Raw genomic sequence first — 22,862 nt, 5'->3', positions numbered from 1 at the left:
GTTGGTGAACGTGACACCCGACCTGAGTGATCTGCCGACCTACGAGCAGCTGCTCGCCCGCACCGACGGCCCTCCCGGGTCCAGCTGGCACCTGTTCGGAACGGACGACCAGCTCGGCACCCTGAATCTGCTGCGGCTCAACTCACTGCCCGCCGCCGCGGCCGAGGTCCGCACGGGTGAGGCGTTCTCCCTGGACCTGCCGTCCACGGCGCTCTCCACCTCACTGGCCCCGACGCGCAGCCCCGCGGAGCACCACATCTTCGAGCGGACCCCCTTCCACCGCGACGAGTGGCTCGACCGCTTCTACCCGCAGTACGGCTCCCAGCTCGACGGCCTGCGCCACATCGCGCACCCGGAACACGGCTTCTACAACGGCGCCGACCCGGCCCGCCTCACCCCCGGCGACGGCCTGCTGAGCATCCATCACCTCGCCGCGGTGCCGATCGCGGGCCGCGCCGTGCTGCTCGACGTCGACCGGTTCCTCCGGCAGGCGGGGCGTCCGCTGGACCAGGAGGGCGGCCAGGCCGTCACCGCCGAGGACCTGGAGAACACGCGGGCTGCACAGGGTACGACCCTTCACCCCGGCGACATCGTGCTGATCCGGTTCGGCTGGCTGACCTGGTACCGCGAGACGGCGACCGAGGAGACCCGCGCCAACCTGAGGCACACCCTGGTGCACCCCGGCCTCGACCAGTCGCACGACGTCCTCGCCTGGCTGTGGGACCGGCGCGTGAGCCTCGCCGCGGCGGACAACTTCGCCTTCGAGTGCTGGCCGGCCAGATCCGACAGCCCGTTCCTCACCCGCGCCGAACGCGAGGACGGCCACCGCGATCCGCACTCCGGCATCATGCACCGGGCGCTGATCGGCCTGCTCGGCATGCCGCTCGGCGAGCTCTGGGACCTCGACGCCCTGGCCGCGGCCTGTGCCGCCGACGGCCGCTGGTCCCTCCTCCTCACCGCCGCGCCGCTGTCGATCGTCGGTGGCGTGGGATCACCCGCCAACGCGATCGCACTGCGCTGACGTGCGGCTCAGCCGAGGGCGGAGACGGTCTCCAGGATGGTCAGCCGGGTCCTGAGGGCTTGCTGTTGCCGAGTGCGGTGACGAGGCTGAAGTGAACCGCTGGTGGGTGTCGGTGGCGATTACCGACTCGGCCGGTGGGGAAGAGCTCCTGAACTGCGCGACGCCGATGCTCCCACCTCCGGACAGGACGGCCGGCCCGTACAGGGCTGGGGATGCGCGGGCGGCGTCAATCAGGGCCGGACATGACATCGTCCTCGCCGAGGTCGGGACGGACCTCTCCTTCATCGGGGGCGCGACCGATGGAATTCCCCACCGGTGCTTGGCCAGGTCCCTGCGCCCGATCTCGTTCCCCACCCCGCGCGGGGTGTTACGGACGCCGGACGGAATCTGCCGCACCGGGAACGGCTCCCAGGGCCGCCCTGGCCTGCCGGGTGCGTTCGTCGGCGAGGACCTCCGTCCGGCCCGCTTCGACGGCGGCGAAGGTCTGCTCGGCGATGGCTTCCGGAGGGTTCTTGGGGCCGGTGACATGGGCGGCCATGTCCGTGTCGATGTAACCGCAGTGCACGCCGACGACGAGGACGCCGGTGTCGTGGAGTTCGCCGCGAATTCCGTTGGTGAGGGCCCAGGCGGCAGCCTTGGAGGCGCTGTAGGAGCCCATCGCAGGGTTGGTGAGCCAGCTCGCGATGGACAGCACGTTGACGATGGCGCCGGGCGAGTTGTTGTGGAGCAGTGGGGCGAAGGCGCGGCACATCGCGAGGGTGCCGAAGTAGTTGACCTCCATCTCGGCGCGGGCGGCGTCCGGGTCGGGCGCGGCCAGCAGGGGGCTGTCGGTGAGGACGCCGGCGTTGTTGACCAGCAAGGTCACGCCGGAGCACGTCTCGGCCGCGGCGGCTACCTGGGCGGGATCGGTGACGTCGAGGGGAACCGGGAGCACGCCGGGTTCGCGGACCGACCGGGGGTCACGGGCCCCGCCGTAGACGCGGTGGGCGCCGCGTTGCAGGAGCAGCCGGGCCATCACCTGCCCGAGGCCCCGGTTCGCGCCGGTCACCAGTGCCGTTGCCCCCTGGATCCGCATGGATTCCCCGTCTCGTCCGGCCGATTCGTCGGCGGTTTCCCGGTCACGCGGTGGACCACTTGAGATGAACGGCGGTCTCACGGAAGCCCAGAGCGCGATAGAAGTCGGCCGCTCTGCGGGTCGGCACGGTCACCTCGACGTCCTTCGCCTCCCGGGCCCTCGCCTGTGCGGCCCGGATCAGCGCGGAACCCGTACCGCGGCCCCGCAGCGGCTCGGCCACGGTGAGTTCGAGCAGTTCGAGGACCGTTCCGCCGGCGAACAGGGTGGGCATGCGCGGCGCGAGCAGGTATCCGACCACGCACGCGTCCTGCTCGGCGACCAGGAACTCGGCCCTGCCGTCCGAGGCGGCCTCGATGACCCGGGGGAACGTGACGTCGCCGAAGACCGCCCGGTCGGGCCGGTAGCTCGTCACGAACCCGATCAGCAGACCGTAGACGTCATCGGCGTCCGAGGGCGTGGCATCGCGGACGACCGTCATGCCGACACGTCCGCCGGGAGGCCGGCGATCGGCCGCGTCCCCGTCCCCGCCCGCGCCGCCAGTAGGAGACGGTCCTCGGGGGTGATGAATGCGAAGGTCTTGGCGGTCCGTCGCGGGGGAGCGCCCAACGCGGCGCGGATCTCCCACGGACAGGTCACGTCAGGGTGCTCGTGCAGCCGGGAGGACACACCTTGCGAAGCGAGCAACTCCGGTGGACCAATGGGCGCGAGAGCGTTCACCTCGGCGAGATTACCTTGCGCAGTACGGGAGTTGGCATGCAAGTGAGGGGACGGGCAGAGGCGGCCGAATTCCAGGCTGTCCGCAGTCGAGCCGGCGGAACGCTGAACCCGGCCGAGGGTGGCGACGGCGCCACCGATCTCTGGGTCCGGGTCGGCAACGCCACCAAGCGACTCCACGGCGACGACCTCCTGGGCTACGCGGAGGAACACCGGGGATGAGCTGTAGTGCGCGGAGACCAGGTGGGGTGAGGGGCTGGTCCGGTCGCACCAGGGGAGGACGGGGGCTGGGGACGACGTCCGGTGGGGCGTCGGAGGGGAGGGTGGGGGGTGCGTGAATCTCACGCGTTTCCCTGTCCCAGCGGTGTCTGGAGTGATCAGCACGTGAGGAAAACGATGTCCAGGTCCGGCGATGTACTCGCGCCGGTCCGTATCGGGAGGCTGTCGATCGGTGCCCTCGGCATCCTGGCACTCGCCCTCGGCACGCTGCAGTCGGTGGTGGAGCCCGCGCTCCCGCTGCTGCAGCGTGAGTTGGGGGTGAGTCCTGCCGAAGGGGCGCTGGTCGGCAACGCGTTACTCGTCACGGGCGCGGTCGTCACGCCCGTCGCGGGCAAGCTCGGCGACCGCTATGGCGGGAAGCGGGTGCTGGTGCGGCTGATGGCGGTGGTCTCGGCCGGTGGTGTGGCGGCGGCCCTGGCACCGAACCTGCCGGTGCTGTTGCTCGGTCAGGTACTGCAGGGCGCCATGGTGGGGGCGCTGCCCCTTTCGTTCATCCTGGTGCGCAAACACCTCCCGGCGGGGGCGTCACAGGTGGCGATCGGACTGGTCGTCGCGTTGTTCACGGGCGGCGGCATCGTGGGAACGCTGATCGCCGGGCCGATCGCGGAAAGCCTTTCCTGGCACGGGATGTTCGCGCTGCCGACGCTCGCTGTCGTCGTGGCGACGGCGGCCGTGGCGCGGCTGCTGCCGCACGATCCGCCGCTCCGGTCGGGCCATGGGATCGACTGGCCGGGTGTGTTGCTGCTGAGCGGCACACTGCTCGCGTTCATGCTCGGGCTCGTGACGGCGACGCGGGACGGCGGCCTGCCGCCCCTCGCGGTCTGCGCCGTCGCGCTGCTCGTGGCCGCCCTCGCGACCGGATGGGTCGCCGTGGAGCGCCGGGCGGTCTCGCCGATGGTCGATCTGCGCATGCTGGCGAAGCCCGCGATGTGGCATGCGTGCGTGCTCACCCTCGTCATCACCACCAGTTTCGGCATGGCGGCCTTCCTGCTTCCCCAGCTGTTCGGGGTGTCGGGCGACGGGTACGGCTTCGGCGCCGGGACCACCGACATCGGACTGTTCCTGCTGCCCGGTGCGATCGCCGGGGCGGTGAGCGATTCGGTCGGCGGGATCGCGGCGCGGCGTTTCGGTCCGCGTGCCGTGGTCGTCGTGGGTGCCGTCGTCACGGCGGGCACGATGATCGCCCTGGCGTCGCTGCACACCGCGGAGTGGCAGCTCGTCCTCGCGAAGGTGCTGACCGCGTTCGCCGCGGGTGCCGGTACCACGACGCTGCTGGCCGGCACCGCCACCGCCATCGAGACCACCGACATCGGCATCGCCACCGGCCTGCTCGTGGTGACGCGCGTGATCGGCGTCGCCCTGGGCGCCCAGGCCGCGGGCGCGGTCCTCGACGCCGGCGCCGAGCCGATGACGGGCCTGCCGGCCGAATCGGCCTTCGTCACCGGGTTCACGGCCGCCGGCCTCGTCGCCGTGTTGTCGCTGTTCGTCGTCCGTCTCACGACAAAGGGAGCGCAGGCATGACCTCGGTGGGCGGGACGACGGATGTGAGGACCGCCGTGCGGCGTGAAGTCCTGATCTCCGGGGCCGGTGTCTCCGGACTCGCGCTGGCGTACTGGCTGCACCGGTCCGGCTGTGCGGTCACCGTGGTGGAGAAGGCCTGCGCACTGCGGGACGGCGGTTACCCGATCGACGTCCGCGGAACCGCCGTGGAGGTGGTCCGGCGGATGGGCGTACTGCCGCAACTACGGGAGGCGCAGGTCGACTCGCGGCGCTGCACCTTCCTCAGGGCCGACGGCAGTGCGGTGGCCTCGGTCCCCACCCGCGCCGTTGCCGGTGGTGTCGAGGGACCGGACCTGGAGGTGCGTCGGGGGGATCTGACCGCGACCCTCCACGCGCTGGTTCGCGACGGCGTGGAGTTCGTGTTCGACGACTCCGTCGACGCCCTGGACCAGTCCGCGGCGGGGGTCGACGTCGCCTTCCGCGGCGGGCGACGGCGGACGTTCGACCTGGTGGTCGGTGCCGACGGCACGCACTCACGTACCCGGGAGTCCCTGTTCGGCCCCGAAGAGCAGTTCCACCGCTACCTCGGCCACTGCTTCGCCCTGTTCACCATGCCGAACACCGTCGGGCTCTCCCACGAACTCGTGCTGTGGAACACCCCGGGCAGAGCCGCGGCCCTCTACGCCGTCGGGGACGACGACGAACTGCACGCCTTCCTGAACTTCCACCGACCGGAACCGCCGTTCGACGCCCTGCGGAGCCCCGACGCCCAGCGGGACCTGGTCGCCACCGTCTTCGCGGGCGCCGGATGGGAGGTCCCCGGCATGGTCGACGCCATGCGCGACGCGGACGACCTGTTCTTCGACACGGCCGGTCAGATCCGCATGCCCCACTGGTCCAGCGGCCGCGTCGCGCTCGTCGGCGACGCCGCGTACGCCCCCTCGTTCCTCACCGGACAGGGCACGAGCCTCGCACTGGTCGGTGCCTACATGCTCGCCCACGCCCTGGCCGCGAATCGGGACCACACCGTCGCCTTCGCCGCCTACGAGCACGCCGTTCGTGGATTCGTGGCCATGAACCAGGCACTGGTCGACGACAGCGCGGCCACCCTCTTCCCCACCACGGAGCGAGCCCTGGAACGACGCGACGCCCTGCTGCGCGACCTCGACACGCTGCCCACCGCGACGGCACGACCGGCCCACTCGGCCCTTGCGCTGCCCGCGTTCGCCCAGAAGTGAACGCAAGCAGCGGGGCAGGCCCTTGTGCCGGAGGGGGCGGGCTACTCCGGGGCGTCGGGCGTGGCCCGGGCCAGGCCCGTCCGGTAGGCGATGACGACGAGTTGTGCGCGGTCGCGGGCCTCCAGCTTGGTCATGGCGCGCTGCACATGGGCGCGGACGGTGAACGGGCTGAGGAACATCCGCTCGGCGATCTCCTGGTTGGACAGGCCGGTCGCGACCAGGGACACCATCTCGCGTTCGCGCGGGGTGAGCACGGCGAGGCGTCCGGCGTGGTGCGGTGGGGTGTCGTCCGGTGCGGCCAGGAAGCGGGCGACCAGGGAGCGGGTCGCGGCGGGGGACAGCAGGGTGTCGCCGGTGGCGATCGTACGTACGGCGTCCAGGAGATCATCGGCACCGATGCCCTTGCCGATGAATCCGCCGGCCCCCGCGCGCAGCGCCCGGGCGACGTACTCGTCGGTCTCGTACGTGGTGAGGATCAGGATGCGGCTGGCCCGCAGTTCCGGATCCGCGCAGATCTCCGACGTGGCGGTGAGACCGTCCACCTCGGGCATCCGGATGTCCATGAGCACCACGTCCGGGCGCAGTTCCCGGGTGAGCCGCACCGCCTCCCGGCCGTCGCCGGCCTCGCCGACCACGGTGATGTCGTCGGCGCTGTCCAGAAGCAACCGGAAGGCGCCGCGCAGCAGGGCCTGATCGTCGGCGAGGAGCACCCGCAGCGTCACGGCGCACCCCCGGTCTCTCCGTCAACCGTCTCTCCGTCAACTGTCGTTCCGTCAACCGTCGTTCCGTCGGCCGTCCGCGTCGTGTCTCGCGCTGGCGGGAGGGGCAGGTGGGTGGAGACCAGGAAGCCGCCCTCCGGCCGCCTGCCCGCGGAGAGCTGTCCCCCGACCGCCGTGGCCCGCTCCCGCATCCCGATCAGACCGTAACCGGGCGGCCGGTCCGGCACGGGGGACGCGGTCGGCCGGTCCGGTGCCGGGGACGCGGTCGGCGTCGTACGGGCGGTGGCGCCTCCTCCGTCGTCGGCGACGGTGACGGTCACGTGATCGCGGTTCCAGACGAAGCCCACCCGGGCGCTACCGGTTCCGGCGTGTTTGGTCACGTTGGTCAGTGCCTCCTGGACGATGCGGTAGGCGGTGAGGTCGACTCCCGGCGGCAGCGGCCTGGCCGTCCCCTCCCGGTGCACCGACACGTCCAGCCCCGCGCGGCGGAAGGACTCGACGAGCGCGGGAAGCCGGGACAGCCCGGGTGCCGGTTCGGCGGGCGCGGCCGTGTCGCCGGACTGACGCAACAGACCGACGGTGGCCCGCAGTTCGTCGAGCGCGTCGCCGGTGGTCTCGACGAGTTCGCCCAGGCTCCTACGGGCCTGCTCCGGACGGGCGTCGAAGAGATGGGCGGCGACCATGGCCTGCGCGTTCGCCAGGGTGATCTGGTGGGCCACCAGGTCGTGCAGTTCACGGGCTATCCGTACGCGTTCCTCGGCCACTCTCCGGCGCGCCTCGCTGTCCCGGCTCTCCTCGGCCCGCCGGGCCCGCTCCTCCACGGCCGCCAGATAGGCCCGTCGGTTCCGCACCGAGTGCCCGAGTACCCCGGCGGCCAGGGGGAACACCGCCACCACACCCATCCGGCTCGCGTCCTTCCACGAGAAGTCCCCGAACAGCGGGATGCAGACGACCAGTACGGCGGAAGTGAGCAACACCGCGCTCGCCGCACGTCGTTCGGAACGCGCGGCGAGCGCGTAGGCGTAGGCGGTGATGACGGCGGGGGCCACGATGAGCGGGGTGAGCAGGAGACCCAGGGTCGGTACCAGCACGCCGACGGCGGTCGTGGCCGCCAGGGCGGCCAGGGGTGCCCGGTGCCGTATCGGCAGCAGGGCACAGGACACCACGGCGACCACGTAGGCGGCGGCGGGCGGCGGTGCCAACGTGTCGTCGACCCGCACCACGCCGCCGAGCAGACAGAGGGCGAACGCCGTCGCCGTGACCGCCGCCTCCCGCCGCCATGCGCCGCGTGCGCGTGGGCCGTCGCCACCTGTGTGCGTCATGACATCGCCGCGTCCGGCTCGGTCGCGGGGGCCGGGACACGCCCCCGTCCCAGTGCCTCACCCTCGCTATCGGCATTCGGCAGCACGCGCCTCAGGATACGGGGCGGCCACCAGGCCCGGTGGCCGCCGAGCGGTTCCGGCAGCGCAGGCGCGATCGCCCTCCGGACCACGAAGGCGATGAAGGCGATGAAGGCGAAGGAGGCGATGAAGGCGAAGGAGGCGAAGGAGGCGAAGGTGGCGCTCATCCCGACGCGTCCGGCGATACGCCGATCATGATGACCGCCGCCGAGGCCACCACACGTCCGCCGTACCGAAGGCCGACGGTGATCGCCTCGCCGGGGGACGCGCCATGGACGTACGCCTCTCGCATCCGGGTGAGGCGGAAGACCTCGTAGTCCATGCCCATGACCGGTCCGGTCCGGCGACCAAGGACATCCAGCCGCTGCCCAGCCACGAGCCGGTGGAGAGGCGTCGCCATCTGTTGATCACTCCGGACACCGTCGAGGAAGGGGACGCGTGAGAGGCACGCGCCTCCCACCCTTCCCTCCGGTGTCCCACCCGGCATCGTGCCAAGTCACCGTCCCGCTCTGGTGCGACGGGACCGGTCACGCACGTGATCTGGTGCTCGCGCACTACCGGCCGGTCGGCGGGTCCGCGTCAGCGACGCGTCAGTTCGGCGTCAGCTGCCCTCGGGAGAATCAGGGGCGTCCCGACGAACGCGTTCATCTGGAGGCGATATGGCCGTCGCAGGGCCCCTGGGACAGGACTCCGCCTCGGCCCGGTACGTCGCGGAGATCGGCTGACAGTCCGGACTTCCTGCCGCAGACGAGAGGGAATGACCGTGTCCCAGCAGGCGTTCAAGCACGCCTCGGCGCCCGTCGCCATCCGCAGCGCCGCCTGGTATCTGCCCGAGCACGCTCTGCCGATCACCGATGTGCGGACGCTGGACGAGACCGAGCGCGCCACACGCGACGCCCTGGGCATCGACACGGTCCGGGCGGACGACCGGCTGGACTCCGTCGCTCTCGCGGAACGCGCCGCGCGCCGGGCGCTCGAACGGGCGGGGCTGGACGCCCGGGACCTGGGCGCTCTGGTGATGGTGGAGTCGCGGGCGCAGGAGACGCTGCTGAGCTCCGAGGCGACCAGGCTCCAGCACCTGCTCGGCGCCGACAACGCCACCACCTTCTCGGTGGGCGGGCTCGGCTGCGTCTCGGTCACCCCGGCCCTGCTGACGGCCCGCGGGCTGCTGGCCGCGGACCCCGCCCTGGACCATGTCCTGGTCGCGCACGGCAGCAAACCGGCCACGGCCCTGCGCTACCGCCACCCCGTCACCGTGAACGGCGACGGCGGGCAGGCGCTGCTGCTCTCCCGCGGCGGGAGCACCCGGATCCTCGACATCGCCCAACTGACCAACGGGCGCTACTGGGACCTCTTCCACATCGACTACCGGGACCGCCCCACCGCCGAGTGGCGCGAACAGTGCACGGAGCCCAGAACCTACTCCTTCCGCCTGGCCATGGAGACGCGCAACCGCCTCGCCGCGATGCTGGACGACCTGCTGCGTCGCAACGGAATCGGCCGGGGGGACGTCGCCGGCTTCGTCAGCCAGAACCTGTCCGCCGGAAGCTTCACCTTCCTGGAGGACTCCCTGGACGTCGAACTGCTCCCGGCGTGCCGGGAGAACCTCCGGCAGTACGGACACCTCGGCCCCAATGACGTCTTCCTCAATCTCCGCACCGCGGTGGACCGCGGGGAGTTGGTCCCCGGCGACCTCGCGGTGCTGATCAACGTGAGCCCGGTGGCCGCCTGGAGTCTGCTGCTGGTCGAGACCGGGTCACAGGAGGACACGGCATGAACGACATCACCTCGCAGATCACCGGCTTTCTGAGCACGGCTCTGCGCCGGCAGGTGGAGCCGGACGACGACTACTTCGCACAGGGCTTCGCCGACTCACTGTTCGCACTGGAGCTGGTGACCTTCGTCGAGAGCCGCTTCGCCCTCACCGTCGAGGTCGAGGACCTGGATCTGGACAGCTTCAGGACCGCCCACCGCGTCACGGAGTTCGTCCTGCGCAAGACCGCGGCGCCCGAGCGGGGGGAGGCCCATGCCGAGGGGTTCTGAAAGCGGCCCCGGCGCCGCGACGACGGATCCGCCGGCCGCGGAGCCCGTGGACCTCTTCCGGGTCGCGGCCGAGCTGGCGGCCGACGCGCATGACCGCGCCTCCCGCTGGGACCAGGACGGCGGACTGCCCGATTCGGTGCGCAGGGAGGTCGCCGCGTCGGGACTGCTCGCCGCGGACCTGCCCGAGCGGTACGGCGGCGCCGGCCTCGCCCCGCTCGCCCTCGGGGAGATCACCGCGCGGATCGGTGGTGAGTGCAGTGCCCTGCGCGGGCTGCTGACCGTGCAGGGCATGGTCGCGGCGGCGCTGCTGCGCTGGGGCACCGAGGCGCAGCGGGCCGACTGGTTGCCCAGGCTGGCCGGCGGGGAGCTGACCGCGGGCTTCGCGGCGACCGAGCAGGGCGCCGGGAGCGCGCTGGGGTCGGTGGAGACCCGGATCGAGGCGCCGGGCCGGTCGGACCATCAGGAACTGGTCGTGAGCGGCCACAAGAGGTGGGTCACCTTCGGTGCGGTCGCCGACGTGTTCCTGGTCCTCGGCACCTTCGAGGGGAAACCGGCCGCCGTGCTCGTGGACGCGGACCGCGCCGGAGTCGAGCGGGAGCCGGTGCACGGACAGCTCGGCATGCGGGCCGCCCGGATCGCCCATCTGTCCTTCGACGGTGTGCGGGTGCCCCGGCGCCAGCTCGTCGCCCCTCCCGGCCTGGGCCTCTCCCATGTCGTCGGCACCGCGCTCGACCACGGCCGGTTCACGGTCGCCTGGGGATGCGTGGGCATGGCGGAGGCGTGTGTCGAGGACGCCGCCACCCACGCCGCGGTCCGTCGGCAGGGCGGCATCCCGCTGGGAGACCACCAGTTGGTGCGGTCCCTGCTGGCCCGGGCCGCGGTGGACGCCGCCGGGGCCCGGCAACTCGCCCGCGGGGCCGCGAAGGCCCGGGCCGCGGGCCCCGGTCACGGGGTGTCCGAGACGCTCATGGCCAAGTACGCGGCCGCCTCCGCGGCGGCCGAGGGCAGCCGGGCCGCCGTGCAGGTGCTCGGCTCGGCCGGCTGCGCGCCCGACAGCAGGGCGGGCCGTCACTTCCGGGACGCCAAGGTCATGGAGATCATCGAAGGAGCGCAGCAGGTGTCCGAACTTCACATAGCCGAACGGTTGTTGCGGCGCTTCGGTGCCGCCGCGCGGGGCACGGACCGCACCGCGGGACCCCGGCGTCCCGAGGAGTCGCCGTGACGGCGGCAGCGGGCACGCCCACCGTCAAGTGCCTGGTGTGGGACCTGGACGACACCCTGTGGGACGGGGTGGTGCTGGAGGGCGACGATCCCGCGCCCTTCCGCGCGGCGCTGGAGACCCTGGCCGAGCTGGACCGTCGCGGCATCCTGCACGCCGCCGCCAGCCGCGGCGAACACGACGTCACGCAACGTCATCTGACGGAGCATCGGCTGACGGACTGGTTCTGCGCGACAGAGGTCGGCTGGGGCGCCAAGTCGGCCGCGGTGCGCCGGATCGCGAAGGCCCTCAACATCGGCCTGGACACCGTCGCGTTCGTCGACAACGACCCGGTGGAGCGGGCGGAGGTCGCCAGTGAACTCCCCATGGTCCGCTGCTACGCGGCGGCGGAGGTCGGACGGCTGCCGGAATACCGGGAGTTCCGGCCCGCGCACATCACCGCGGAGGCCACCGGGCGGCGCCGGCTCTACCAGGCCGAGTGGAAACGGCACGAGGCCGAGCAGGAGTTCGGTGACGGGCGCCAGGCGTTCCTCGACTCCCTCGACCTGGTCATGGAGGTGCGCCCGGCCACCGAGGAGGACCTGTCCCGGGCCAGCGAGCTGACCGTCCGCACACACCAGCTCAACAGCACGGGACTCACGTACGACATCGACCAACTGCGCCGGCTGAGCTGCGCACCGGACCACCAGGTGCTGCTGGCCACGCTCCGCGACCGCTTCGGCGACTACGGGATCATCGGCCTGGCCGTCACCGCGCTCGTCGGGCGGGACGCGGTCCTGCGGCTGATGCTGATGTCCTGCCGAGTCGCCTCGCGCGGTGCGGGCAGCGTGCTGCTGCACCATCTGATCCAGCGGGCACGGGCGGCGGGCCGGCGCCCCGTCGCGCACTTCATCCCGACCGAGGCCAACCGGAATCTGCTGGTCACGATGCGTTTCGCCGGCTACGAGGCGACGGGCGGCGACGCGGACCGCCTCGTCCTCGCCGTGGACCCGGAGCGCCCGCTGCCCACGGCTCCCGGCCACACACGGGTGATCGCCGGTGCGGTGCCGGCCGCGGAGGAGGCGAGTCCCCGATGACCCGACGTCCCGGTGACACCGAGGACCTGGCCCCGGCGGAGGCACGGCCGGTGTGGGCCGCCTTCCGGAGCCAGGTGGTCAGGGCGCCCGAGGCGACCGCGCTCGTCATCGGCGGGGACACGCTGACGTACCGCGAGCTCGACGACGCCTCGGCCGGTCTGGCGCGGCTGCTGTGGCGGCACGGGCTGCGGCCGGGGCGGGTCGTCTGCGTCCGGACGCGGCAGAGCGCGCTGTCCGTGGTCGCCATGCTCGCCGCGCTGCGCACCGGTGCCGCCTGGGCGGTCCTCGAACCGGACCTGCCCGTCGGCAGGTTCGAGGCGCTGTGCCGGGACGTCGACTGCGCGGTGGTGGTGAGCGAGGGCGCCGACGCCGTGCCGGCCTCCGCGCTCTCGGCGATGCCCGCCCCGCCGGAGGTCGTGGACGCGGCGGACCTCCCGCTGCCCCGGCTCGTCGAGGCGGGCAGGGACCCGTCGGCGGTCCCGTGCCCACCGGTCCCCGAGCAGAGCCCCGCCTACGTCGCCTACACCTCGGGATCCACGGGTGTGCCCAAGGGCGTGATGGTCAGCCGGGGCCAGCTCGCGGCGTCCATCGGCTGCCGGGGGCCGGTGTACGGCACCGGGCAGTCCGTCTTCCTGATCGCGCTGCGGCTGTCCTTCGACGGGATCCTCGGCGGCATGTTCTGGTCGCTCACCGGCGGCCACACGCTGGTGCTCCCCGACGCCCGGCAGCTGCCGCGGGTGGCGGAGTTCACCCGGCTGGCCAGGGAACACCGGGTGACACACCTGTTCAACATCCCCTCCTACTACCGGGCGGTGCTCCGGGATCCCGGCGGCCTGCCCGACACCCTGCGGCTGGTGGTCGTCGGGGGCGAGGCGTGCACCCCGCAGGTGGTACGCGCGCACCACGAGCGACTGCCAGGGGTCCGGATCGCCAACGAGTACGGGCCCACCGAGACGACCATCGCCTGCACGGTGGCGACCGATCCGGACCCGGCCCGGGAACGTGTCCCCATCGGACGGCCCTGGCCGGGGACGCGGACCCTGGTACTGGACGAGCGGTTGCGTGAGGTCCCGGCCGGGGAACGGGGCGAACTCTACGTCGGCGGCCCCCTCGTGGCGCTCGGCTACGCGAACCAGCCGGCCGGTACGGCCGAGCGCTTCGTCGCGGACCCGTACGGGCGGCCGGGCGGGCGGCTCTACCGCACCGGGGACATCGCCAGTGCCGACGGGCAGGGCGCGCTGCACTACCACGGCAGAACGGACGACCAGGCCAAGGTCCGCGGGGTGCGGATCGAACCCGGCGAGATCGAGAGCGTGCTGGAACGCCATCCGGGTGTGGAACAGGCCGTGGTGCTCTGCGAACGTGCCGGGCAGGACGGGCCGCAGGTGGTCGCCTTCGTACTGCCGACCCCCGGCGACGAGCCGCCGGACGCCTCGGAGCTGCGCGAACACTGCCGGGGCCGGCTGATGGAGCAGGCCACCCCGACCCTGTTCGTACCGGTCGACCGCATACCGCTCGACCGCAGCACCAAGGCGGACCGGGCCGCGCTCCGCGCGCTGATCCCGACGGACCCGCGGGCCTCCGGGGGCACCCCGGGCGGGGACTGGAGCGGCCACCGGCTCGCCGTCCGCCGGATCTGGGCGGAGGTCCTCGGGCACTCCGGCTCGGGCCCGGACGACAACTTCTTTGCCGTCGGCGGGAGTTCGATCAAGGTCGTCGAGCTGCACGACAGGCTGGACAGCCGATGGCCCGGCGCGCTGCGGGTGGGCGAGCTGTTCGACCACATCACCATCGCCACCCAGGCACAGCGCATCGCCGACCGCCTCGGCGAGCGCGCCCAGGACGCGGAACCCGCCCCACCGGCCACCTACGAGCTCTGACACGCGTGAACGGAGAAAACGGAGAGGTGACATGAGCGGTACGGGCGTGACACCGCGCAGGCCGGCCGTCGCGGTGATCGGCATCGCCACGAGATTCCCGCAGGCGGACTCCCTCACCGCCTTCCGGGCGAACCTGCGGGCGGGGAGGGACTCGGTGCGCCCGATCCCTCCGGAACGGATCCGGAGCACCGGGCTCGATCCCCGGCAGGACTATCCGGAACAGGGCTACCTCGACCGCATCGACCTCTTCGACCACGAGCGCTTCGGGATGTCCCGCCGTGAGGCGGAGGTGACCGACCCGCAGCACCGGCTGGCACTCCAGCTCACCCACGAGGCGCTGGAGAACGCCGGATACGCCCCGTCCGGGCTCAGGGACAGCCGGACGGCGGTGATCTTCAGCTCGCCGAGCAACGGCTACGCGCCTCTGGTGCGCGAGCACGGCACCCTCGGCATGAGCGGAAACATCCCCTGCGCCCTGCCCGCCCGGATCTCCCATCTCTTCGGTTTCACCGGCCCCTGCTACGGCGTGGACACCGGCTGCAACGGCTCACTCGTCGCCGTCCACCAGGCGTGCCGGGAACTCGCCGACGACGACGCGGACTACGCCGTCGTGGGCGGGGTGCAGCTGCGCCACGTCGTCCAGCCGGCGGCCGCGGTGGCCGACTTCCCCGGCATCGCCTCGCCGACCGCCCGGTCGCGCGCGTTCGACCGCGCCGCGGACGGCGCGGGCGCCGGTGAGGGCGGCGCGGTGGTGCTGCTCACCACGCTGGAACGGGCGGTGGCGGAGGGCTCGTTCATCCACGCCGTGATCCGCGGCAGCGCCGTGGTGCACAACGGCCGGCACTCCGCGACCATCAGCACCCCGAGTGCCCGCTCACAGGCCCGGGTCATCACCAAGGCGTGGCGCGACGCCGCGCTGGACCCGGAGACCGCCGGATACATCGAGACACACGGTTCGGGCACCCGGCTCGGTGACGCGGTCGAGGCCGAGGGACTGGCCCTGGCCCGCCCCGACGGCGACCGCACGGTGAAGGTCGGCTCGGTCAAGACCAACATCGGGCACCTGGACCACGCGGCGGGGATCGCCGGGCTGGTCAAGGCGGTACTCAGCGTGCACCACGGCGAGCTCTACCCCTCGCTGCACTTCGAGGCGCCCGCCGACGAGGTCGACCTCGAAGGCGCCCGCCTGGAGGTCGTCACCTCGCTGGAACGGTGGGACGACGAGACGCGCCGGGCGGGCGTGAGCTCGTTCAGCCTCGGCGGTGTCAACGCGCACTGCGTGGTGGAGCGGCCCCCGGTGACCGCTCCGGCACGCCCCGCCGCCGGCTCCCCGCGACTGGTCGCGGTGTCCGCCCGCAGCCGGGCGGACCTGCTCGCCCAGTGCGAGCGGCTGTCGCGCGAACTGCGCCACGCCGTACACCCGCTGGCCGACGTCGCGCGCACGCTGAACGAGGGCAGGGACCACGACGCCCACCGCGCGTCCGTGGTCGCCCGGGACACCTCCGAGCTCGCGGCCCGGCTGGCCGCCGAGGTCACCTGGCGCCGGCCCGGTCCGGGGGAGCCGGCCGAGCCGGCCGGCACCGGGGCCGTGGCCGCACCCCGGGTGGTCTTCCTGCTCTCCGCGGACGCCGTACCCGCGGAGCCGGACGACCGGGCGGGGGACGGGCTGCCGGACGAACTGCCCGCACCGGCCGACTGCGCCGCGATGGTCGGCGGACAGCTCGCGGCCCACCGGCGGCTGGTCCGGGCCGGTGTCTCACCGGACGGGCTGATCAGTTCGGGGATCTCCCGCTACACCGCCCGCTACCTGCGGGGCGGTCTCGGCGCCGAGGACACCGCCGCCCTGCGGCGGGCGGACAGCGGTCAGGACCCCGCGGTGGCGGGCGACCCCCTGCGGGTGGAGCAGCTCCACGCGGCGGCGGACGAGCAACTCTCCGACGGTCCCGTGGTGTTCGTGGAACTGGCCGCCCGCGGCGGACTGAGCGACCGGCTGACGGCTCACCTCCACGACCGTGCGGACGCCCGTGTGTTCCGGCTGCGGTCCGGTCCCGTCGACGATGCCGTCCTGGAACTGCTGGGCCGGCTGTACGAGGAGGGCGTCGACCTGGACTGGTCCGCGCTGCGGGCCGACCCGTCGGCCGGCCGGGTGCCGCTGCCGGGACATCCGTTCACCGGCGTTCGCTGCTGGGCCAGGCCACTGGGTGAAGTGCTCTCGGACGAGGTCCAGCGCCCCACGGCCCCGACTTCGGCTCCGGCCGAGGCGGAGCCGGTCCGCGCATCCGACGGACAACGGACCGAAGCACCCGGGAACGTACTGACCTGGCTGCGGGGCACCCTCGTCGAACTGCTGCACGCGGAGGAGGTCCCGGCCGACGCGGACTACTTCTCCATCGGCGGCAACTCCGTCATCGCGCTCCAGCTCGTGGAGCGGGTACGACGGCGGCACGGGGTCCGCCTCAAGCTGGCGGACGTCTACGACCACCCCGTCGTCAGCTCGCTCGCGGAGGCCATTCACGACCGGGCGCCGCACACGCCCACCCCCGAACCGCCGAACGGCGCCGGCGCCCCGACCGCCCCGACCGCCCCGGCCGTCCACGAGGCGCCCGACGCCGAGTTGCCGCCGATCGTCCGGGGCGGCGAGCCGGTGCTGTCGTACGGGCAGGAGCGCATGTGGTTCCACCACCAGCTCGACCCGGCGACCACGCTCTACAACCTCCCCGGCGCCTCCCGGTACCGCGGCCCCCTGGACGTCGGGACGTTCCGGCTCGCCTGGGAGGACCTGGCCCGGCGCCACGAGGTGCTGCGGTCCAACCTCGTCGAGGCCGACGGCAGGCCCGAGCTGGTGATCCGGCCCGAACTGGGCGACTTCTTCAGCTACCTGGACGTCTCGGGCGAGGACGACCCGGAGGCCGCGGCGGGCCCGGTCGTCACCGCCGCCATGCGCCGGGTCTTCGACATCGCCGCCGATCCGCTGGTCCGGGTGACCGTCGTACGGCTCGGCGACGACGACCACATCGTCTGCTGGTGCATGCACCACGCGGTGAACGACGGCTGGGCCCCGGAGATCCAGAAACAGGACCTGTCGGAGTTCTACACGGCCCGCCTGGAGAACCGGGCCCCCGGCGTCGAGCCGCTGCCGGTGCAGTACCCGGACTACGCGCGCTGGCAGCGGGAACTGGTGGCCGGCTCCCGCCTCGACGGTGAACTGGACTACTGGGTGGAGCGGCTGAGCGACCCGCCCGCGCTGGAGCTGCCCACCGACCGGCCGCGCCCCGGCCGGATGGACTTCGCCGGGGCGACCCACGGGTTCACCGTCCCGGGCGCGCTGGTACGGCGGCTGCGCGAGGTGGGCGCCCAGGAGACGGCCACGCTGTTCATGGTGCTGCTCACCGCGCTCAAGGTGCTGCTCGCACGCTGGTCGGGCCAGCGGGACATCGTCGTCGGCACCTCGACCATCGGCCGTAACCGGCCCGAACTGTGGGGTCTGCTCGGCTTCTTCAACAACACCGTCGCACTGCGCTCGGACCTGTCCGGTGACCCGGGCTTCCGCGAGCTGCTGCGCCAGGTGCGCGGGGTGGTGCTCGGCGCCCTCGACCACCAGGAGATCCCGTTCGACCGGGTGGTGCGGGAGGTCGCGGCCGACCGCGATCCGAGCCGCAACCCGCTCTTCGACGTGATGTACGTGCACCAGACGCTGCCACCGGCCGCCGACTTCGGCGGGATCGGCACGGGTCCCGCGCACGACCCGGAGATCATCCCGCATTTCCCCGGACTGCCCCCCGGCACCGCCAAGTTCGACCTCTCGATGGTCGTCGGCGAACTGGCGGACGAGGACGACATCGTGGTCATGATGGAGTACGCGACGCGGCTCTTCGACGCCGACACGATCGCCGCCCTGTGCGAGGCGTTCCTGGACCTGCTGCACGCCGTCGCGAAGGACGCGGACACGCGTTTCGGTGACCTTCCCGCGGGCCCTGCCCCGGTGGCCCCGGCCGCCACCCCTGTCGTCGGCTGCGTCGAGCTGCGCGGTGAGGTGCGGCTCCCCGCGCTCCGCACGGCACTGGAGGAACTGGCCGCGCGGCACGAGGTGTTGCGGGCCGGGACCGCCGAAGCGGCGGGGTCCGGCTCGTTGCTCGGCGACGGCTTCCTCACCACCGCCGACGTGTCCGGCGAGAGCGAGCCCCTCTCCGTGGCCAGGGAGATCGCGCGGGCCGAGTCCGCACGCGTACTCGATCCGGCGTCCGGCCGCCGGCTCCACGCCCTCCTCGCGACGACGGGCCCGGCCGAACACGTCCTGCTGGTCAGCACGCACCCGCGGGCCTACGACGGTGGTCAGCCGGAGGTGTTCTTCCGCGACCTGCTCGCTCTGTACGACGCGCGTCCGGACGGACGCCGGGCCCGGCTGCCCGAGCTTCCCACGCCGTCCGGCGAGCACACCGAGCCCTGGACCGGCCGCCGGAGGGAGGACCGACTCGCCTACTGGAGAGAGACCCTGACCGGACTGGCCGACGGCGCGCCACGGCCGGACCGGGCCCGGCCCGCCCACGGCACCCGCGCCACCGCCACCGTCGGGTCCCGGATCCCCCACGACCTCGCCCACGAGCTGAGCCGTACCGGAACCAGGGAGAGCGCGCTGGCGGCCCTCACCGCCCTGCTCGCCCGGCAGAGCGAGGCGGACGAGGTGCTCATCGGGCTGACCGGCATGGCGCTTCCCCTCGCGGCGGCCCGCCTCCGGGTGGGTTCCTTCGCACGGAGTCTGCCGCTGCGTCTGGACCTGGCCGACGACCCGTCCTTCGACGCGCTCACCGACCGGGTACGGCGCGCCGTCACCGAAGCGGAACAGCACGGGGACGTACCGCTCGCCGACATCGCGCGCGCGGCCGGACTGCCCGACGAGCCCGGCAGGGCACCGCTGTTCGACGTGGCGTACACCTACCAGGCGCTGCCGGCGGCACCCGGATCGGCGGCGGCTCCGGAGGCGGGCCCGGCGGCGGCCCCCGTGCGGTGGCCCGGCACGGACGCGGGACGGCTCACACCGCCGCCCCTCCACAGCGAACTGGACCTCGCCTGGTCCGTCGTCGAAGGGCCGGGACGAGACGAACTCTCCGTCTCGCTGGACTACCGCACCGAGCTCTTCGACCGGTCGAGTGCCCTGGCTCTCCTCGAAGGACTGCTCGCCATGGTGCGTGCGGCCACCTGTGCCCCCGGTGCCCCGCTGTCCACCCTCTCGCCCCGCCACCCGACGACCGGCGCCGACAGCTCCGCGGACCCGGCCACGGCGTGGTCCGCGCACACCGACCGACCCGGCTCGGCCGACGAAGGAGACCTGCGACAGTGAGCGATCAGACAGACGTCCGGCGGACGGCGAAGACCGCGGAGACCGCGGAGACCGCAGAGACCGCGCAGACCGCTCCGGCCGGGTCCCTGGTGGGCATCGTCGGCGCGGGCACGATGGGGACCGGAGTGGCGCAGTGCTTCGCCGAGGCCGGCCACCCCGTGGTCGTCGTCGACAACGACCCGGGCGCGCTGGCCTCGGGGCCGGCCCGGCTCCGCGCCGGGACCAGGACGGCCGCGCTGCTGCGCCCGGGGTACCGGCAGCCGCAGGGGGCGTCCGCGTCCCGCCGCGCCGAGTCCCTCGTGACTTGGTCCGCCGAGCTCGCCGACCTGGCGCCCGCGCTCCTGGTGGTGGAGTGCGCCCGGGAGGACGAGGACGTCAAGGAGGGCGTCCTCCGCGACCTGGACCGGATCTGCGGGGCCGAGACGATCTTCGCGTCCAACACCTCCTGCATCCCGATCGGTCACCTCGGATCCTTCACCGCCCGCCCCGACCGGGTCATCGGCACCCACTTCATGAACCCCGCGCCGCTCAAGGACGCGGTGGAGGTGATCCGCGCGCCGGAGACCAGCGAGCGGACCGTCCAGCGGACGGTGGCATTCCTCGCCCGTCTCGGGAAGCACGCCCTCGTGGTCCGCGACGCCCCCGGTTTCGTCACGAACCGGGTGCTGATGCTGACGCTCAACGAGGCGGCCGCCGTGCTGGGCGAGGGCACCGCCGACGCCGAGACCGTGGACCGCGTCTTCCAGGACTGCTTCGGCCACCCCATGGGCCCGCTGCGCACGGCCGACCTGATCGGTCTGGACACCATCGCCGACTCGCTGGAGGTGCTGCGCCGGCACACCGGCGACGAACGCTTCCGGCCCTGCTCCCTGCTGGCCCGTCTCGTCGCCGAGGGCAACGTGGGGTGCAAGTCGGGCAGCGGCTTCTACCCGTACTCGTCCCGGCACCTCGGCGCACGGGGAGGAACCGGCCGTGGCTGACGGCCAGGGTGCGCCCGCCGCCCCCGGTGGCCACCTCGCCCAGCTCGTGGAGATCCGCGGCGCCCTGGACGTCTCCGCGCTGGGCAGGGCGGTCGCCCAGGTCGTGGCCGAGACCACCACGTGCTTCCCGGACGGGGGACCGCCCGGCCCCGGCCTCCCGGACCCCCCGCCGCTGCCCGTGGTGGACCTGAGCGCGGAGGCGGACCCCCGGGGCGCGGCCGACGCGTGGACCCGTGCGGCGCTCGCCCGGGGCGGCGAGGAGACCGGGCGGCTCTGGTCCGCCCAGGCGTTGCTGCGGCTCGGCCCGGACCGGCATCACTGGTTCCACCGGCACCACCGGGCCGCTGTCGACCGCTTCGGCTGCGCGCTGCTCACCCGTCGGGTCTCCGAGGTGTACACGGCGCTCGCCGAGGGCCGCCCGGCCGCCGCCGGTGCCCTGGCCGCCACCCGGGCCCGGTCGGCCTCGGCAGCGGCCGGGTACGCCGGATCCTCCGCGTCGCGGGAATCCGACCGCGCCCACGGGCGGTACGCCGACCTCCCCGAGCCGGTGACCTTCGCGTCCGCTCCCGCCCGGGACGCCGACCTGCTGCGGGCACCGGTGAACTCCCGCCCGGTGACGCTCGGCACCGCCGCCACCGAACGCGTACGTGCCACCGCCCGGTACCACGGGGTGCCGGCCCGGTCGGTGCTGTGCGCCGCCGTGGCGGCCTACGCCCACCGGCTGACCGGTGCCACGGACATGGTGATCGGCATGCCCACGGACGGCCGGCCGACCCGGGTCAGCAGGCGTGTCCCGGACGCGAGCGAGTACCTCGTGCCGCTCCGGCTGACCGTACGGCCCACCGCCACCTTCGCCGAACTCGTCCAGGACGTCGCCCGGGAGGCACGGGAGGCGGTCCGGCACCAGCGGCCGGGTCACCGGGAGCCGGGTCGCGAGGCCGGGGCGGCGGACGACCGGCCCCGGCTGTCCGGGCCGATCGCCGACCTCCGCGCCCCGGGGACCCCGGTGCGGTTCGGTGAACTGTCCGCGACGGTCCACGACCTGGTTCCCGAGCCGGTCCAGGACATCCGCGTCGTACTCGACGACGACCCCGTGGACCAGCGGCTGCGGGTCGTCTTCAGCGGCGCCCCGGACCGCTACTCCGCCGCCGAACTCGACGCGCACGCCCGCCGTTTCGGACACCTGCTGGCGCTGGCCGCGGCCCGTCCGGGGCACCCGCCGGCCACCTGGGACCTGCCGGCGGCGGACGAGCGGGCGGCCGTTCGCCCCCGGACGGGCGGCCCGGCCTCCGGAGCACCCCGCCGAACGGTCACCGACCTGCTGGACAGCGCGGCCCGGAGCCACTCCGACGCGATCGCCGTCATCGGTGCCGACGGCAGCCTCACCTACGCGGAACTCCACGAGCGCGCCAACCGGCTGGCCCGGCTCCTGCTGGCCCGGGGTGCCGGGCCGGAGTCGGTCGTCGGGCTGCTGCTCCCTCGGCGTGCCGGGACACTCGTGGCGATGCTCGCGGTGCTCAAGGCCGGTGCCGCGTATCTGCCGCTCGACCCCGGTTACCCGGCCGAACGACTCCGCTTCATGATCGAGGACGCGAAACCCGTCTGCGTGCTGACCGACACCGCCACCGGCTCCTTTCTCGCGGACGCCGTACACCGGTCCACCACGACCGTCCGGCTCGACGACCCGGCGATCACGGGGGAGTTGGAGCACTTCCCGCCCACGGCACCGTCCGACGCCGACCGCCCAGAGCCGCTGCGGCCCTCGCATCCCGCGTACGTCATCTACACCTCGGGCTCCACCGGGACGCCCAAGGGGGTCGTGGTGGAGCACCGAGGCGTGGTCGCGCTGGTGGACTGGGCGGCGGCCGAGTTCGGCGCCGCGTCGCTGGCACACGTGCTGGCGGCGAGTTCCTTCAGCTTCGACGTGTCGGTGGCCGAGATCTTTCCGGCGCTGGCGGGCGGCGGCAGCGTCGAGGTGGTCGACAGTCTGCTGTCGCTGCTCGACGGCGACCCGCCGCGCTGGTCGGGCGGCCTGCTCTGCGCCATCCCTTCGGTGTTCGCCAAGCTGCTGCGGACCGGCGGTCTCCAGGTGTCGGCCACGACGCTCTCGATGACCGGCGAAGCACTCCCCGCGACCCTCGCCGCACGGATCCGGGAGGCGATGCCCGGCACCCGGATACTCAACGCGTACGGGCCCACCGAAGCCACCGTCCTTGCCACCGCGGCAACCGTCCACGCGACCGCGGCTCCCGTCCAGACGGCCGCGGCTTCCGGCCATGCGACTGCGGCTCCCGTCCAGACGGCCGCGGCTTCCGGCCATGCGACTGCGGCTCCCGTCCAGACGGCCGCGGCTTCCGGCCATGCGACTGCGGCTCCCGTT

At 73.3% G+C, this 22,862-nt stretch carries 18 protein-coding genes; 12 read left to right on the top strand and 6 right to left on the bottom strand.

The features are described 5' to 3' along the window. Positions 1 to 10 precede the first annotated feature (10 nt). A complete protein-coding gene (locus tag ACIPSJ_RS35875) occupies positions 11 to 1,021 on the top strand; it encodes a cyclase family protein (RefSeq protein ID WP_401352138.1) in 1,011 nt (336 codons plus the stop codon). A gap of 367 nt (positions 1,022 to 1,388) precedes the next feature. Here the strand turns inward: ACIPSJ_RS35875 and ACIPSJ_RS35870 are convergent, their stop codons facing one another. Then, a complete protein-coding gene (locus ACIPSJ_RS35870) occupies positions 1,389 to 2,096 on the bottom strand; it encodes an SDR family oxidoreductase (RefSeq protein WP_401352136.1) in 708 nt (235 codons plus the stop codon). Positions 2,097 to 2,139: 43 nt separating this feature from the next. Next, positions 2,140 to 2,574: a GNAT family N-acetyltransferase gene (locus tag ACIPSJ_RS35865; RefSeq protein WP_401352133.1), complete on the bottom strand. Its 435-nt coding sequence runs from the start codon at positions 2,572 to 2,574 to the stop codon at positions 2,140 to 2,142. Positions 2,575 to 2,855: 281 nt separating this feature from the next. On the opposite strand from ACIPSJ_RS35865, the gene ACIPSJ_RS35860 reads away from it, so the two are divergent. The 3 genes from ACIPSJ_RS35860 to ACIPSJ_RS35850 all read left to right on the top strand — a co-directional run bounded on the left by ACIPSJ_RS35860 (position 2,856) and on the right by ACIPSJ_RS35850 (position 5,827). Then, positions 2,856 to 3,032: a hypothetical protein gene (locus ACIPSJ_RS35860; RefSeq protein WP_401352130.1), complete on the top strand. Its 177-nt coding sequence runs from the start codon at positions 2,856 to 2,858 to the stop codon at positions 3,030 to 3,032. Between the two features lie 174 nt (positions 3,033 to 3,206). Continuing rightward, positions 3,207 to 4,610 (top strand): MFS transporter, encoded by a 1,404-nt coding sequence (locus ACIPSJ_RS35855; RefSeq protein ID WP_401352128.1) that lies wholly within the window; start codon positions 3,207 to 3,209, stop codon positions 4,608 to 4,610. After that, positions 4,607 to 5,827, top strand: a complete 1,221-nt coding sequence (locus ACIPSJ_RS35850) for an FAD-dependent monooxygenase (RefSeq protein ID WP_401352126.1) — start codon at positions 4,607 to 4,609, stop codon at positions 5,825 to 5,827. The genes ACIPSJ_RS35855 and ACIPSJ_RS35850 overlap by 4 nt, the downstream gene beginning before the upstream one ends. Positions 5,828 to 5,868: 41 nt before the next feature. On the opposite strand, the gene ACIPSJ_RS35845 is transcribed toward ACIPSJ_RS35850, so the two are convergent. The 4 genes from ACIPSJ_RS35845 to ACIPSJ_RS35830 are packed head-to-tail and all read right to left on the bottom strand — an operon-like array spanning position 5,869 to position 8,346. Next, a complete protein-coding gene (locus tag ACIPSJ_RS35845) occupies positions 5,869 to 6,549 on the bottom strand; it encodes a response regulator (protein ID WP_401352123.1) in 681 nt (226 codons plus the stop codon). Next, the gene (locus ACIPSJ_RS35840; protein ID WP_401352120.1) at positions 6,546 to 7,868 is read right to left on the bottom strand and encodes a sensor histidine kinase; all 1,323 of its coding nucleotides are present in this window, start codon (positions 7,866 to 7,868) and stop codon (positions 6,546 to 6,548) included. Before ACIPSJ_RS35840 ends, ACIPSJ_RS35845 begins: the two co-directional genes overlap by 4 nt. Further along, on the bottom strand, positions 7,865 to 8,113 hold the full coding sequence (locus tag ACIPSJ_RS35835; protein WP_401352118.1) for a hypothetical protein: 249 nt from the start codon (positions 8,111 to 8,113) through the stop codon (positions 7,865 to 7,867). Before ACIPSJ_RS35835 ends, ACIPSJ_RS35840 begins: the two co-directional genes overlap by 4 nt. Further along, positions 8,110 to 8,346, bottom strand: a complete 237-nt coding sequence (locus ACIPSJ_RS35830) for an MMPL family transporter (protein ID WP_401352115.1) — start codon at positions 8,344 to 8,346, stop codon at positions 8,110 to 8,112. The genes ACIPSJ_RS35835 and ACIPSJ_RS35830 overlap by 4 nt, the downstream gene beginning before the upstream one ends. A gap of 357 nt (positions 8,347 to 8,703) precedes the next feature. Between ACIPSJ_RS35830 and ACIPSJ_RS35825 the strand changes: the two genes are divergently transcribed. From ACIPSJ_RS35825 to ACIPSJ_RS35790, 8 genes are all read left to right on the top strand, one after another. Continuing rightward, positions 8,704 to 9,723 carry a 3-oxoacyl-ACP synthase gene (locus ACIPSJ_RS35825; protein WP_401352112.1) on the top strand — a complete coding sequence of 340 codons (1,020 nt, stop codon included), beginning with the start codon at positions 8,704 to 8,706 and terminating at the stop codon, positions 9,721 to 9,723. Next, positions 9,720 to 9,989 carry an acyl carrier protein gene (locus ACIPSJ_RS35820; protein ID WP_359210972.1) on the top strand — a complete coding sequence of 90 codons (270 nt, stop codon included), beginning with the start codon at positions 9,720 to 9,722 and terminating at the stop codon, positions 9,987 to 9,989. The genes ACIPSJ_RS35825 and ACIPSJ_RS35820 overlap by 4 nt, the downstream gene beginning before the upstream one ends. Beyond that, positions 9,973 to 11,211, top strand: a complete 1,239-nt coding sequence (locus tag ACIPSJ_RS35815; protein ID WP_401352108.1) for an acyl-CoA dehydrogenase family protein — start codon at positions 9,973 to 9,975, stop codon at positions 11,209 to 11,211. Before ACIPSJ_RS35820 ends, ACIPSJ_RS35815 begins: the two co-directional genes overlap by 17 nt. Beyond that, the gene (locus ACIPSJ_RS35810; protein ID WP_401352106.1) at positions 11,208 to 12,284 is read left to right on the top strand and encodes an HAD-IIIC family phosphatase; all 1,077 of its coding nucleotides are present in this window, start codon (positions 11,208 to 11,210) and stop codon (positions 12,282 to 12,284) included. Before ACIPSJ_RS35815 ends, ACIPSJ_RS35810 begins: the two co-directional genes overlap by 4 nt. Continuing rightward, positions 12,281 to 14,164, top strand: a complete 1,884-nt coding sequence (locus ACIPSJ_RS35805; protein ID WP_401352103.1) for an amino acid adenylation domain-containing protein — start codon at positions 12,281 to 12,283, stop codon at positions 14,162 to 14,164. Before ACIPSJ_RS35810 ends, ACIPSJ_RS35805 begins: the two co-directional genes overlap by 4 nt. Before the next feature lie 31 nt (positions 14,165 to 14,195). After that, entirely contained in the window at positions 14,196 to 19,502 is a 5,307-nt protein-coding gene (locus tag ACIPSJ_RS35800; RefSeq protein WP_401352100.1) for a condensation domain-containing protein, read from the top strand. Continuing rightward, complete coding sequence (locus ACIPSJ_RS35795; protein ID WP_401352097.1) at positions 19,499 to 20,482, top strand: 3-hydroxyacyl-CoA dehydrogenase family protein; 984 nt, start codon at positions 19,499 to 19,501, stop codon at positions 20,480 to 20,482. The genes ACIPSJ_RS35800 and ACIPSJ_RS35795 overlap by 4 nt, the downstream gene beginning before the upstream one ends. Then, positions 20,475 to 22,862: AMP-binding protein (locus ACIPSJ_RS35790; RefSeq protein ID WP_401352095.1), on the top strand; the 2,388-nt coding region annotated here is incomplete at its 3' end. The genes ACIPSJ_RS35795 and ACIPSJ_RS35790, both read left to right, overlap by 8 nt.

This window comes from Streptomyces sp. NPDC090088 (genome assembly GCF_044747345.1).
Lineage (GTDB): Bacteria > Actinomycetota > Actinomycetes > Streptomycetales > Streptomycetaceae > Streptomyces.
Note: the sequence above shows the minus strand (reverse complement) of the source record. Positions and strands in the feature narration are given on the sequence as shown.